13 protein-coding genes are annotated in these 12,292 nt (G+C 60.9%); 3 read left to right on the forward strand and 10 right to left on the reverse strand.

What is annotated here, in order from left to right; all coding sequences use genetic code 11:
- The first annotated feature begins 310 nt into the window (after positions 1–310).
- Both RRX38_RS12045 and RRX38_RS12050 read left to right on the forward strand, forming a co-directional pair.
- Positions 311–1,816, forward strand: coding sequence for a diguanylate cyclase (locus RRX38_RS12045; protein ID WP_315959412.1), 1,506 nt, complete (start codon positions 311–313; stop codon positions 1,814–1,816).
- A 149-nt stretch (positions 1,817–1,965) separates the two neighbouring features.
- Positions 1,966–2,661 (forward strand): YoaK family protein, encoded by a 696-nt coding sequence (locus RRX38_RS12050; protein ID WP_315959413.1) that lies wholly within the window; start codon positions 1,966–1,968, stop codon positions 2,659–2,661.
- 186 nt (positions 2,662–2,847) lie between these two features.
- Here RRX38_RS12050 and RRX38_RS12055 read toward each other — a convergent pair whose 3' ends face one another.
- The 6 genes from RRX38_RS12055 to RRX38_RS12080 all read right to left on the reverse strand — a co-directional run bounded on the left by RRX38_RS12055 (position 2,848) and on the right by RRX38_RS12080 (position 6,020).
- The gene (locus RRX38_RS12055) at positions 2,848–3,060 is read right to left on the reverse strand and encodes a hypothetical protein (protein WP_295475187.1); all 213 of its coding nucleotides are present in this window, start codon (positions 3,058–3,060) and stop codon (positions 2,848–2,850) included.
- The gene (locus tag RRX38_RS12060) at positions 2,972–3,382 is read right to left on the reverse strand and encodes a hypothetical protein (RefSeq protein WP_315962671.1); all 411 of its coding nucleotides are present in this window, start codon (positions 3,380–3,382) and stop codon (positions 2,972–2,974) included. Before RRX38_RS12060 ends, RRX38_RS12055 begins: the two co-directional genes overlap by 89 nt.
- Before the next feature lie 41 nt (positions 3,383–3,423).
- Positions 3,424–3,738, reverse strand: coding sequence for a phage holin, lambda family (locus RRX38_RS12065; RefSeq protein WP_315959414.1), 315 nt, complete (start codon positions 3,736–3,738; stop codon positions 3,424–3,426).
- Between the two features lie 135 nt (positions 3,739–3,873).
- Entirely contained in the window at positions 3,874–4,734 is an 861-nt protein-coding gene (locus tag RRX38_RS12070; RefSeq protein WP_315959415.1) for a putidacin L1 family lectin-like bacteriocin, read from the reverse strand.
- Between the two features lie 5 nt (positions 4,735–4,739).
- The gene (locus RRX38_RS12075; RefSeq protein WP_315959416.1) at positions 4,740–4,928 is read right to left on the reverse strand and encodes a Com family DNA-binding transcriptional regulator; all 189 of its coding nucleotides are present in this window, start codon (positions 4,926–4,928) and stop codon (positions 4,740–4,742) included.
- Between the two features lie 702 nt (positions 4,929–5,630).
- Positions 5,631–6,020 carry an antiterminator Q family protein gene (locus RRX38_RS12080; protein WP_295475176.1) on the reverse strand — a complete coding sequence of 130 codons (390 nt, stop codon included), beginning with the start codon at positions 6,018–6,020 and terminating at the stop codon, positions 5,631–5,633.
- Positions 6,021–6,190: 170 nt separating this feature from the next.
- Between RRX38_RS12080 and RRX38_RS12085 the strand changes: the two genes are divergently transcribed.
- Positions 6,191–7,012 (forward strand): XRE family transcriptional regulator, encoded by an 822-nt coding sequence (locus RRX38_RS12085; RefSeq protein ID WP_315959417.1) that lies wholly within the window; start codon positions 6,191–6,193, stop codon positions 7,010–7,012.
- A gap of 40 nt (positions 7,013–7,052) precedes the next feature.
- Here the strand turns inward: RRX38_RS12085 and RRX38_RS12090 are convergent, their stop codons facing one another.
- From RRX38_RS12090 to RRX38_RS12105, 4 genes are all read right to left on the reverse strand, one after another.
- Positions 7,053–8,093 carry an XAC2610-related protein gene (locus RRX38_RS12090; protein ID WP_410524904.1) on the reverse strand — a complete coding sequence of 347 codons (1,041 nt, stop codon included), beginning with the start codon at positions 8,091–8,093 and terminating at the stop codon, positions 7,053–7,055.
- Positions 8,094–8,269: 176 nt separating this feature from the next.
- Positions 8,270–9,514, reverse strand: a complete 1,245-nt coding sequence (locus tag RRX38_RS12095) for a saccharopine dehydrogenase family protein (protein ID WP_315959419.1) — start codon at positions 9,512–9,514, stop codon at positions 8,270–8,272.
- A 30-nt stretch (positions 9,515–9,544) separates the two neighbouring features.
- Positions 9,545–10,642 carry a carboxynorspermidine decarboxylase gene (locus RRX38_RS12100; protein WP_315959420.1) on the reverse strand — a complete coding sequence of 366 codons (1,098 nt, stop codon included), beginning with the start codon at positions 10,640–10,642 and terminating at the stop codon, positions 9,545–9,547.
- A 330-nt stretch (positions 10,643–10,972) separates the two neighbouring features.
- On the reverse strand, positions 10,973–12,217 hold the full coding sequence (locus RRX38_RS12105; protein WP_315959421.1) for an OprD family porin: 1,245 nt from the start codon (positions 12,215–12,217) through the stop codon (positions 10,973–10,975).
- Positions 12,218–12,292 lie beyond the last annotated feature (75 nt).

A 12,292-nucleotide genomic window follows, 5' to 3' on the forward strand; every position in this document is an offset into this window, starting at 1 on the left:
CGCAGGGTGGCTGTGCCTGGTTTGGACTGCGGCGTGCGCACAACGACTCGTGGGCCGCACACGTACTGCGCAGGCCGCTGCGTTGATTGCCTTGAAAAACGTTGTTGAAACCAGGATTACGCCGCCGTACGAAAACTGGCGGGTGTCTGCCTAGCTGACAGCCGCGCAGATAAGTTCGTTCCACACCAAGAGTTTTCGAACATATCCACTAAAAATGTCCGGGCTTGCAGGGAACTATATACATCAAATAGCCACTATTGTTCTCTGATCGTCGCATGGAGCAAGGGTCGTTTTGGAAAGAGGTGTCGAAATGCGCCTGAAGGCAGCCTGCATGCTCCTGCTGATCGTCTTCATCGCCGCGCTGTGCGGGATCTTCGCGCGGCCAAGCGGCCTGCTGTCGTCGTTCTGGCCAGCCAACGCCATCCTGGCGGGCCTGGCGTTCCGTAACCGCGACATGGCCGGTGCCACGGCCTGGCTGAGTGCATTCATCGGTTTCATACTCGCCGACCTGGTTACCGGGAGCACCTGGTTCCAGGCCATTGTGCTAACCCTCGGCAATGTCGTGGGTGCCTGGGTTGCCTATGTCCTGCTTTCTAGCCTGTCGGCCCAGCATGGGCAGTTGCTGAGCGGCCGGTCGGTGCTGCACCTCATTCTGGTCAGCGTGGCCGCTTCGCTGTGTGCCGGCGCCATCGGGGCCCTGGCCATGCAGCACATTTTCGGCAAGCCGTTCCTGGATGGCTTCTACTTCTGGTTCATGGGCGAGCTGTTGCATTACGCGATCATCCTGCCGGTGATGCTGACCGCAACGCCGCCCCGGCGCTGGCCGCAAGAATGGCGCGATTACCGCGACAGAACCAGCCTCAGACGCCGCGCTCGCCATGCCACGCCCTTCCTGGCCCTGATCCTCTCCAGTGGTGCCGGTATCCTCATCGGCGGCCCGGGTGCGGTGATGTTCTCGGTGCCGGCCCTGCTGTGGTGCGCGATGACCTACAACCTGTTCGGCTCCACGCTGGTCACGCTGATGTTCAGTTGCTGGACCATCATTGCGATTTCCCTGCACTACCTCGACCTCTCGGTACCCTGGCCGCTGGCCATTGCAGACCTGCAATCAATCCGTATCGGCGTGCTGTTCCTCACCCTCACCCCGCTGACCGTGGCGATCATTACCGCCACTCGCAAGCAGCTGCTGCGCCAGGTCCAGCACCTGGCTTCCCACGATCAGCTCAGCGGCCTGCTCAATCGCCGTGCCTTCGACGACGAGGCCGCCAAGCGGCTGGCTTCGCTGATGCGGCAAAAGCGCCTGGTGGCCGTGCTGATGCTGGACATCGACCACTTCAAGCGCATCAACGACACCTGGGGCCACTCCGCAGGCGATCAGGTGCTGGTCACTTTCGCTCAGGTGGCCAGCGGCTGCCTCGACCAGAAGGGCATCATCGGGCGCATCGGCGGTGAGGAATTCTCGGTACTGATGCCAGTGAACTCAGCAACCGAAGCCCTGCGCATCGCCGAAGAGATCCGCCAGCGCTTCGCCCAGGCGCCTGTGGACGGCGGGCAAGCCACCACCATCTGCGCGACGGTGAGCATTGGCGTGGTGGTCGCGCGCGGGGCCGAACATCTCAAGCATCTGCTGATCCGCGCCGACCAGGCGCTGTATCAGGCCAAGAACTGCGGGCGTAATTGCGTGCAACTGGTGAACCTGATCGATACCGACGAGCCAGATGGATTCTGTGGCATCGGGCAAGACCTCGGCATGCCCCTGCCGCTTGCGCCGAACGAGCCCAGAGTCGTGGAAGCGCACGTGCGCAGCAGCTGCTAGGTGTGCACAGTCGGCGACGTGGCACGTCTGACGCCGAATGCCGCGCTCGACTTTGGCGGGCGCCAATGCGCATGATCCACTCAACGGCTGATACAGCGCCTTGCTTGCAAGGCTCAACAGCCCTCTTCATCGGCGCGACGGTCTCCAGCATGCTTCCGAATACCCCCCTGCACAGCAGCGCCCGACGCCGCCACCTGCACAGCCTGCGCGGTCGCGTGGGGTTGTGGCTGGTGGCCGGGCTGTCGGTGCTCGCGGGCATGACCGATGCCATCGGCCTGCTCGCCACCGGCGATTTCGTATCCTTCATGAGCGGCAACACCACGCGCCTGGCCGTGGCGCTCGGCGACGGCGACCTGCCCGGCGTGCTGCGCCTGAGCCTGGCGGTACTGTGCTTCGTGCTGGGCAACGCCGCCGGGGTGATTCTCGCCCGCTGGTTCCAGCACCGCGCCGCCCCGCTGCTCGGCGTGGTCACAGCGCTGCTGCTGTTCGCCGGCTTCTACCCCCAGCCCGAGGTCGGCTTCGTCGCGGCGATCCTGGCGATGGGCATGCTCAATGCCGTGGTCGAACAAGTCAACGGCCTACCCATCGGCCTGACCTACGTCACCGGCGCCCTGTCACGCTTTGGCCGAGGCCTGGGCCGCTGGCTGCTGGGCGAACGCCCCCAGGGCTGGCGCGTGCAGCTGGTGCCCTGGACCGGCATGCTGATCGGCGCCGCGCTAGGCGCCTTCATCGAACAGCGCCTGGGCCTGGCGGCCATGGCCGTGGCAGCCGGGCTGGCCTCGATACTCGCCCTCGCCGCGCTGTTCATCCCGCATCGCTGGCAGCGTACTTTCATGCCGCGCTAGGTCACGCAGCACAGACAGGTAGGACCGGCTTGCGGGAGCGAGCTTGCTCGCGAAAAGCTGGCAAGGTCGCTGAGTTTGCTGTGAGTGTGACGCCGTCTTCGCGAGCAAGCTCGCTCCCACGAACTGAACTGTATTGGTTTTAGCGAGGATGCATTACGCCGTAGCAGTACCCCGTCAGCCCGGGAGCTAGCGGCTCTGGCTGCGTTTGATCTGCGCATCGACCTGGTCGGCGCAGGTGTCCAGTAGGTTGATCGCCCGGTCCTTCAACGCCCAGACGTCACCGTTGTTCTGCAGTGCACCGGCCTCCTCCTCACTGATTCGCTCGCACGGCACCAGCTCGGGAGGTTCGATCAGCAGCACGCTGCTCTTGAGCACTTCCGGCTTTGCCGCGCAGCCCATCAGGCAGAGGCTGAGCAGCCCAGTCACGCACAGGCTTGCTGTTGCGCTTGAGTTCTTCAAAGTCCTTCCTCGCTTGGCGGGCCTTGCTTTCGCTGGCCTTGAGCCGGCGCGCCAGGTCGGCCTGGTAGTCGGCGTTGCGTTTGGCTTCAGCGCGCAAGGTGGTGATGGTGGCCTGGCTTTCGGCATTGGCGGCCACGGCCTCGGCCTTGCCCTTGGCCTCCAGGGCCAAGTCGCCCTGCAGGCGGACCACTTCGATTCTCTGCAGGGCCATCAGCAGGCCCATGACGATGATGATCACCAGGGCTACGGCGGCGATGCGCATCATGCTGCCGGCCCGGGTGGCAATGGTTAATGGCTCGATGTTCATGTCGAATCCGCCTTGCGGTTGATGACCCGCAGCAGCATCTCGCGCATGGCCGTCACCCCCAGAAAACCGATGGTGCCGCCGGCCGCCACGGACAGGCTGGCGGGCCACGCCATCCACTCGATGACGGTGGACGCCACCAGGCTCAGGCAACCGCAGATCAACGACTCGAGGATGATTCGCCAGGGCCGGGTTTCCCTTGCGTCGTACAGCACACGCAAGAACGCGATGACTACCGCCATGATCACGCCCTGCCATAGAGGGTCCGAGAGGGCCAGATAGATTCGAGCCCAGGAGTCTGGTTTTTCAGGCATAACGGACGTCCAGTGCTCTCCCTCTCGGGAGGTGAAAATGAAAAAGGCCCGCCGTACGGCGGGCCTTGTGGCATGGAATTAGGAGCAATAGAAAACTCAGTTCCTTCGCCGGGTCCAATCCCACTGATCAGGTCTTCAGAAAGTCCAGACCGGGAAATCTTTCGTTTTCCATGGATCAGTATAAGGATTACCCGAATATCTGGGCATCGTCCGGGTAGGAGTGATCGTTGGCGTGTAGCCGAAGCGAGCCCAGCAGACGCGATCACTCACAATTGAAAAGGAACCATCAGCCTGCAGGCGGCCGTATGCACTCGGCTGACCAGGGGTGCCGCTGTTCCATAGTGCGACACCCCCCGCCCCATAAATCACAAAGTTACCATCAGGCTGCATTACTGCTGACACAGCACCTAGGTTTTGCGTGTAAGAAGCCCAGTGCACAACCCCGCCTGCGCCATAAACAACGAGGTTTCCATCAGCCTGGAAAAGTAGCTGCGTACTGCCGATAGCGAAAGAATCACCCGGGTGCAGCGTGGTCCCAGGCTGTATAAACACTGCCGGAATGTCTGGAGCAACAGGTAACGACATATTGCTCGCCCACAATGGCAGGAGATCAACAATAACCAGATTTCCGTCATCTTGAAGCTGTAGATGGGTTCGGCTCGCCGCGTCAGTCAGATTTCCGCCAATAACATCAGAGCCCGTAGTGCTCCAGATCCGACGACGATCACCATCACGCAGCTTAAGGTTGTAGTACATATAAACCATAGGGCTTGGATCATCCCGAACAGTCATCCCTACTTGAGATGAATAAGGAACGCTTGCATCGGCTACCCATACAGCTGAGTCTCCATCATACAGTGCCAAGTTGAGGTCTTCTTGGGCCAGTAGCTTGAAGCGCCCGTTAGGAGACTGCAGATATTGGCTCCCCCCCAAAAGTGTCATAGGGGGAAGAATGGATTGACCGTTTTTAGATAGGCTGCGTAGATTCAGTGCCATGTTATTTACCTTTTAAGTCGAATGATTGTCTCGGAGAATTCCGCATTCATGTCGCTCAAAGGCGACGGCTCGAGGCTCGCGGCCTTCACATGATTCAAGGTCCCACACCGGGAGCACTTGATCTGGAGCTCGGTCAACTCACCCACGCGGGCGAGAAGTTTGTTGCACTTACCGCATCGACAATCGTTAAGCATAGATATAACCCCACTATCGACTGGCCCGAAAACAGGCACACGCCACCGGAGTTGCTGGCGAACTCGGAAAAAATTAAAAGACTCAACAAGTAGAACAGGATGCTGAAGCCGCGTTAGCCACAGCGTTTTGACTGGACAGGCTTACATAAAACAACAGCGTTATCCGCGTGGAAAGCTTTTTTATCCTGGGCCCGTGAATGTTTTTTTCAACTGTCTCAGTTAGACCGTGGGAGCGAGCTTGCTCGCGAAGGCGGCGTCACGTTCACAGCAAACTCAGCGACTTTGCCAGCTTTTCGCGAGCAAGCTCCTACACCATCCCATGATGATCGACTTGACTGAAATGCAAAACCCGGCATCAGGCCGGGCTTGTTCAGGCGCCGCATCAATGTTTACTGGACAGGCTATATAAAAACATCCGCTTATCCGCGTGGAAAGCATTTTTTATCGTCAGCCAGGATTTTTTTTGCAAACTTATCAAGCGCTGAAACTTCAGCCCGTTCAGCCAACACCAAACAAATAAGCCCGACGCAAAGTCGGGCTGGGTGAGTGGCTGTTTCACTGTGCATTGCAGAACAGGCTTACATGAAACCACCGGTTTATCCGCGTGGAAAGCGTTTTTATCGTTGCCTGATAAAACTTCAGGCTTGCTCAACTAACAAGTTTGCCAAAAAGGCATCGGCATCACCCGTGGGAGGGAGGGTTTCATGCCGCTTCGCGCAGGTTTTCCAGTGCCGCGTCGATCCAGGCCACACCGGCCTTGATCAGTTCCCGCGCCTTGGCTTCGCCCAGGCCGGCCTCACGACCGATGCGCAGGGCCGGGTATTTGGCGCCGAAGTACAACCAGACGAAATCGCCCATTTGTTGGTCCCTGGCCGTCAGCCTTGCCACCGCGTGGTCGATGACCAGCGCCAGGTCGTCGGTCAGGGTGTAGGACTTGCTGCCACCCTGGCCGGGTGTGTTATCGCGTATCAGCGCATACAGCGGCGAGATGTAGCGCGGCATGCCGGCGCCGTCCATGCGCCACCATCCCCATTGCTCCAGCAGCCATTCGGTGTCACCCATCGGCTTGCCTGCGTAGGTGCGTTTTTTCATGTCGATTCCCTCCCCTCCAGTATCACGTGTCTGTAAGGCCCCTGGCTGGTGGCCAAACCTTGCTGTGGAATGCCCTGCCGACGATCCTTCCGTCGAAAGGTATGCCTTTACTCTATGACACAGGTATACCTTTTTGCAACAATAAAGGCTAGCCATTAGATTGAGCCGCTATGGAACTTAAAGACCGCCTGAAACTGGCCCGCAAGAATGCCGGCCTCTCCCAATCGGAGCTTGCCGAGCGTGCCGGTATCAAGCAGGCCTCGGTGTCGGAAATCGAACGGGGCCTGTCCCGGACAAGCGGTTATCTGGTGAAGATCGCGCAGATTTGCGGCGTCGATCCCATCTGGCTGGCCGAAGGCACCGCCCCATCCGGCCAACCGTCATTGCCCGCCCTGGCGCCTGCCGAGCCGCCGGCCTCCACCTCTGTGGACCAGGTTCGCTCGATGCTGGCCAAGATCGGCAACGGCCTTTCAGAGCAGGCACGCAACAAGATCCTCGCAGTGGTCGACGAAGCGGTTTCGCAAGGTGATGCCATGCCTGTCGACACCTCGGCCCTGCGCCCGCGTACCGACGAAATCCTGATTCCGCAATACGACATCCGCGCCGCCATGGGCCACGGCCAGGTGCCGGCCGACTACAACGAAGCCATCCGTAACCTGGTGGTGCGCGAAGATGTGCTGCAGGGCAAGGGCGTGAGCTACACCTCCACGGCGGCGCTGGCGGTGATCACCGGCTGGGGCCAGAGCATGGAGGGTACGATCAACGACAAGGACCCGGTCATCGTCGACCGTGGCATCAACGAGTTCATCGGCGAAGGCATCTACGTCATCAGCTGGCACGGCCTGCTGTATATCAAGCGCCTGCAGATGCTCGATGCCGAGCACTTCTGGCTGATCTCCGACAACACCCGCCACAAGGACCAGCAGGCCAGGATCGACGACGTGACGATCCATGCCAAGGTGCTGCTGGTCCTCAATGTAAAGAAGGTCTGAACAGGCCTGGCAAGATCCGCTCAGGCGCCAGGCCTTGCTTTCATGGCCCGGTTTCCTGCATCGCCTCCCAGACCTTCAACAGCGAACCTTGCACCGAACCCGGCTGCAGTTTCAGCGGTGTGGTCTTGCCTTTGATCACCACTTCCATGCTCAGCGGCTTGCCTTTGGCGTCACCGAGAATGCGGTAGGTGGTGTCACCCCGTACGAAGCTCAGCACATGGCGGTCGCTGGAGTACTCCAGCGCTTGCGCGTCGCCTTCGGGATACAGCAGGTCCACCTCGTCCTTGTCATTCACCGCGGCGTAGTACACCGGTGAGGTCTTGTCGGGACGGAACAGCATGATGCGCTTGCCCGAAGGCACCAACCTGAAGGACAGCAGCACCTGGCGCTGGTCGTCTTCCTCCCACATCTGCGTGGTGCTGACGACCTTGGTGCCGTCGACCACCCAGGTCACCGTGTGGGTCGAGATGCCCGGCACGCCGGTGTAGTCGACCTCCCGCTCGGCCTTGAGCACCGGCTCGCCGTTCACCACCTCGTAGGTGCTGAACCAGTGCCTGCAGCAGCCGTCCTTGGCCGAAACGTTGATGGTGCGGCTCTCGGCGTCGTAGTCGAAGAACCCGCAGTAGTTCTGCGCCAGCTCGGTGAACGAGTCGCTGTGGCGAAAGCCGTCCGGGGTGCCGAGAAACACCTGGAACGACGGCCCGTGGTAGCAGCTGAACTGGCCGTCCATCAGCGCCAGGTCCTTGATGCCGTCGAAGTTGAAGTCGTCGTAGATCAGCACGCTCTGCTCGCCGTAGGGCAGCTCGTGGACGTTGCTTTTGACGTCACCGCTCTTGTCGTCGATGGCCAGCACCAGTTCGTCGGAACTCACCTGGATCAGCTCGGCACCGCTCTGCCTGTCGTACACGCGCAGGATGCCGGGGCGGAACACTTCCTGCTCATCGTTCAATTCCAGGGTGGCGCGGTAGCGGTCGGAGAAGTCTTCGATGTTCCAGGTGGTCCGGGGCGTTTTCTGGAACGCGTCGAGGTCCAGCTCGCCATAGTTCTGGGGTGTAGGGGTGGCGCTGGCCAGCAGCGGCATGAACAGGGCCAGGCCGAACAGGCACAGCCGGTGAATGATCGAAACCTGCACGATGCGACTCCATTTTGCCGGGCAAGGAAGGCGCCGATTGTCGTTGATTTATGGCCCGGTGGGCAGTGGATCGCGCAAACGAAAAAGGACCGCCGAAGCGGTCCTTTTCCTGGGGCAAGCCCGGATCAGATAGCCTGATCCCATGGGCGGTCGCCGTGTTCGTCCTTGATGCGGGTCGGCAGGCCCATCACGTCCAGCAGCTTGAGGAACGGCTCGGCTGGCAGCTCCTCGACGTTGGCCATGTGCTTGACGTCCCACTCGCCGCGAGCCACCAGCAGCGCAGCGGCCACGGGCGGTACACCGGCGGTGTAAGAGATGCCCTGGCTGTCGGTCTCGGCGTAGGCTTCGGTGTGGTCGGCGACGTTGTAGATGAACACTTCGCGCGCCTTGCCATCCTTGGTGCCCTTGACCAGGTCACCGATGCAGGTCTTGCCGGTGTAGCCCGGCGCCAGCGAGGCCGGGTCAGGCAGCACGGCCTTGACCACTTTCAGCGGCACCACTTCCAGGCCTTCGGCGGTCTTGACCGGTTGCTCGGAGAGCAGGCCGAGGTTCTTCAGCACGGTGAAGACGTTGATGTAGTGCTCGCCGAAGCTCATCCAGAAGCGTACGTTCGGCACGTCCAGGTTCTTGGACAGCGAGTGCACTTCGTCGTGGCCGGTGAGGTACAGGTTCTGCGAACCCACGACCGGCAGGTCGTCGGTGCGCTTGACTTCGAACATGGTGTTGCTGGTCCACTGGTTGTTCTGCCAGCTCCACACCTGCCCGGTGAATTCGCGGAAGTTGATTTCCGGGTCGAAATTGGTGGCGAAATATTTGCCATGGGAACCGGCATTGACGTCGAGGATGTCGATCGAATCAATGCGGTCGAAATGCTGTTGCTGCGCCAGGGCCGCATAGGCGTTGACCACGCCCGGGTCGAAACCCACGCCCAGAATGGCGGTGACGTTCTTCTGCTGGCATTCCTCGAGGTGCTTCCACTCGTAGTTGCCATACCACGGCGGCGTCTCGCAGATCTTGCCGGGTTCTTCGTGAATGGCGGTGTCCAGGTAGGCCACGCCGGTATCGATGCAGGCACGCAGCACCGACATGTTGAGGAAGGCGGAACCGACGTTGATGACGATCTGCGATTCGGTTTCGCGGATCAGCGCCTTGGTCGCCTCGATATCCAGTGCGTTCAGGGCGAAGGCCTGGATATCAGCGGGCTGCTTGAGGCTGCCCTTGGCCTTGACACTGTCGATGATGGCCTGGCATTTGGAGATGTTGCGCGACGCGATGGCAATACGACCGAGTTCGTCGTTGTGCTGCGCGCACTTGTGGGCCACCACCTTGGCGACACCTCCTGCACCAATGATAAGAACGTTCTTCTTCAATTTCTTCGTGTCTCCTTTGACAGCGCCTGCTCAGGACAGGCTGGACAGATAATCTTCAAAACCGAACTCGCGAACCACATCGACGCTGCCGTCGAGTTGCTTCACGACGATCGCCGGCATTTTCAGACCGTTGAACCAGTTCTTCTTGACCATGGTGTAACCTGCGGCGTCGATGAACGACAGCCGATCGCCGATGGCCAGCGGACGATCGAATTGGTACTCGCCGAAGATGTCGCCGGCCAGGCACGACTTGCCGCACACCATGTAGGTGTGTTCACCGTCGTTGGGGGCCATCTTGGCGTTGAGGCGGTAGATCAGCAGGTCGAGCATGTGCGCTTCGATGGAGCTGTCGACCACGGCCAGGTGCTTGCCGTTGTACAGCGTGTCGAGTACGGTCACTTCCAGCGAGGCGCTCTGGGTGATGGCAGCCTCGCCCGGCTCCAGGTAAACCTGCACGCCGTATTGTTCCGAGAAGCGCTTCAGGCGCGCGCAGAATTCGTCCAGCGCATAGCCTTCACCGGTGAAGTGAATGCCGCCACCCAGGCTGACCCACTCGACCTTGTGCAGCAGCTCGCCGAAGCGTTCTTCGATTTTTGTCAGCATCTGGTCGAACAGGTTGAAGTCACCGTTCTCGCAGTTGTTGTGGAACATGAAGCCGGAGATTTTATCCATCACTGCAGCAATCTTCTCCGGGTCCCACTCGCCCAGGCGGCTGAACGGGCGCGCCGGGTCGGCCAGCAGGTAGTCGGAGCTGCTCACCTGCGGGTTGACGCGCAGGCCGCGAATCTTGCCTTCGGTCGCGCCAGCGAAGCGCTCCAGCTGGCTGATGGTGTTGAAGATGATCTTGTCGCAGTTCTCGACCATCTCGCCGATTTCGTCATCGGCCCAGGCCACGCTGTAGGCGTGGGTTTCGCCGGCGAACTTCTGGCGGCCGAGCTTGAGCTCGAACAGCGAGCTGGAGGTGGTGCCGTCCATGTACTGCTGCATCAGGTCGAACACCGACCAGGTGGCGAAGCACTTGAGCGCCAGCAGGGCCTTGGCGCCGGACTGCTTGCGCACGTAAGCGATCTTCTCCAGGTTGACCAGCAGCTTCTGTTTGTCGATGAGGTAGTACGGCGTGTTGATCATTTCGCTATCCGTAATAAAAGGTCGGCAACAGGAGTCCGCGAGCCTCCTGAAAAAAGCGGACGCGAATTGTGCCGATAACCGACGTATATCGAAAGTCCATTGAGCAAATTTTGTCCATTGCCCGACGGATACTGGCGCGAGCATGGCCACCAAAGATGACAATCTTGTGACAGTTTTCTGCTGGGAATGACTGCGCGGCGCAGCGATAACGGGAATGACGCCCTCGCGGCCAGGGTCTGCATCAAAGTGAACCGCTCCCAAGAAGTTGGAGACGTATCCAACCCTTGGAGGCGGTTCAAATCCAAAGCAGCCCGTGTGAACCCTGTCGGCTCAGAAGAATTTGATCGGGTAGCTGACGATCAGGCGATTCTCGTCATAGTCGCTGGCGTTGAAGTCACGCCGCACGCTCGCATTGCGCCAGCGCAGCGACAGGTTCTTCAGGCTGCCGCCCTGCACCACATAGCCCAGTTCGGACTCGCGTACCCATTCGCCGCCGTCGTCCACGCCGCGCAGTTGCACGTCGCTGCCTTTCACGTAGCGAGTCATCAGGGTCAGGCCCGGCACGCCGTAGCCGGCGAAGTCCAGGTCATAGCGCAACTGCCAGGACTTCTCCCTGGGATTGTCGAAGGCGTGGTTGAAGGTGTTGTTGGCCAGGTAGATACCGCCGGTGCCGGTCACGCGCATCCAGCCGGTGTCGCCGCCGACGCGCTGCAGGCCCAGGCTGAAGGTGTGCGCGCCGACGCCGAGGCCCAGCAGCAGGGAGGTGGTGTGGTTGTCCAGACGCCCGGCCTTGGCACTGCCATCGTCGCGGCCACGGAAGTGCCCGAGGTTGGCGGTCAGGCTCACGCCGTCGGTCAGTGCCCAGCGTTGGATGATCGCCGCGTACTGCTGCTGGTAGATGTCCTTGAGCTCACCGGCCCACAGCCGCACGGTGGTGTTCTTCGACGGGCTGCGGTAGTCACCGCCCAGGTAGCGGAAGCCATCGCTGCGGGCGCCGTTGAACGCCAGGTCCTCCATGGACGAGTCGTTGCGCAGGCTGGTCTTGTCGAATTCGCCGGCATACAGCGTCCAGTTCCGAATGTCGCGGGAGCTCAGTTGCGCGCCACGGAAGGTCTGCGGCAGCGCACGAAAGTCGTCGGCGGTGAGGATCGGCAGGTTGGGCATCCACTCTCCCACCTTCAGTTCGGTTTCCGAAATCCGCGCCTTGAAGGCCACGCCCAGGCGGCCGAAGCTGGACGCCGGGTCGCCATCACTGTCGCGGGGCAGCAGCAAGGCACCGTAGCGGCCAGCGCCGCCATCGAGCTTGACCGCGTACTTGCCCAGTACATCGACGCCAAAAGCCACCGTGCCGGAGGTGAAGCCGGAACGCGCGTCGAAGATGAAACTCTGCGTCCACTCCCGTGCTTCACGCTGGGCCACGCCCGGCGCGGTGAAGTGGCGCTCGAAAAAGAAATTGCGCAGGTTGAGGCTGGCGCTGCTGTCGTCGATGAAGCCTTCGGCCTGCGCAGTGCCCTGCAGCAGCAGGGCCGACGCCAGTACGGCAGCGGTGGTGCGGGGTGTTGTGTTCAAGACCATGACTCCCTTGTTGTTCTTGTTGGGGGCTTGCGGTCGTTTCTCCAGCCAGGCGCAGCGCCCCGCCGGGAGAACGGA

Source organism: Pseudomonas sp. DTU_2021_1001937_2_SI_NGA_ILE_001 (assembly GCF_032463525.1).
Classification (GTDB): domain Bacteria; phylum Pseudomonadota; class Gammaproteobacteria; order Pseudomonadales; family Pseudomonadaceae; genus Aquipseudomonas.

Bases quoted from the DNA above. Each gene is read 5' to 3' on its own strand.
- RRX38_RS12045 (WP_315959412.1), top strand. From the start codon at position 311: ATGCGCCTGAAGGCAGCCTGCATGCTCCTGCTGATCGTCTTCATCGCC.
- RRX38_RS12050 (WP_315959413.1), top strand. From the start codon at position 1,966: ATGCTTCCGAATACCCCCCTGCACAGCAGCGCCCGACGCCGCCACCTG.
- RRX38_RS12055 (WP_295475187.1), bottom strand. From the start codon at position 3,060: ATGGGCTGCGCGGCAAAGCCGGAAGTGCTCAAGAGCAGCGTGCTGCTG.
- RRX38_RS12060 (WP_315962671.1), bottom strand. From the start codon at position 3,382: ATGCGCATCGCCGCCGTAGCCCTGGTGATCATCATCGTCATGGGCCTG.
- RRX38_RS12065 (WP_315959414.1), bottom strand. From the start codon at position 3,738: ATGCCTGAAAAACCAGACTCCTGGGCTCGAATCTATCTGGCCCTCTCG.
- RRX38_RS12070 (WP_315959415.1), bottom strand. From the start codon at position 4,734: ATGGCACTGAATCTACGCAGCCTATCTAAAAACGGTCAATCCATTCTT.
- RRX38_RS12075 (WP_315959416.1), bottom strand. From the start codon at position 4,928: ATGCTTAACGATTGTCGATGCGGTAAGTGCAACAAACTTCTCGCCCGC.
- RRX38_RS12080 (WP_295475176.1), bottom strand. From the start codon at position 6,020: ATGAAAAAACGCACCTACGCAGGCAAGCCGATGGGTGACACCGAATGG.
- RRX38_RS12085 (WP_315959417.1), top strand. From the start codon at position 6,191: ATGGAACTTAAAGACCGCCTGAAACTGGCCCGCAAGAATGCCGGCCTC.
- RRX38_RS12090 (WP_410524904.1), bottom strand. From the start codon at position 8,093: ATGCCGCTGCTGGCCAGCGCCACCCCTACACCCCAGAACTATGGCGAG.
- RRX38_RS12100 (WP_315959420.1), bottom strand. From the start codon at position 10,642: ATGATCAACACGCCGTACTACCTCATCGACAAACAGAAGCTGCTGGTC.
- RRX38_RS12105 (WP_315959421.1), bottom strand. From the start codon at position 12,217: ATGGTCTTGAACACAACACCCCGCACCACCGCTGCCGTACTGGCGTCG.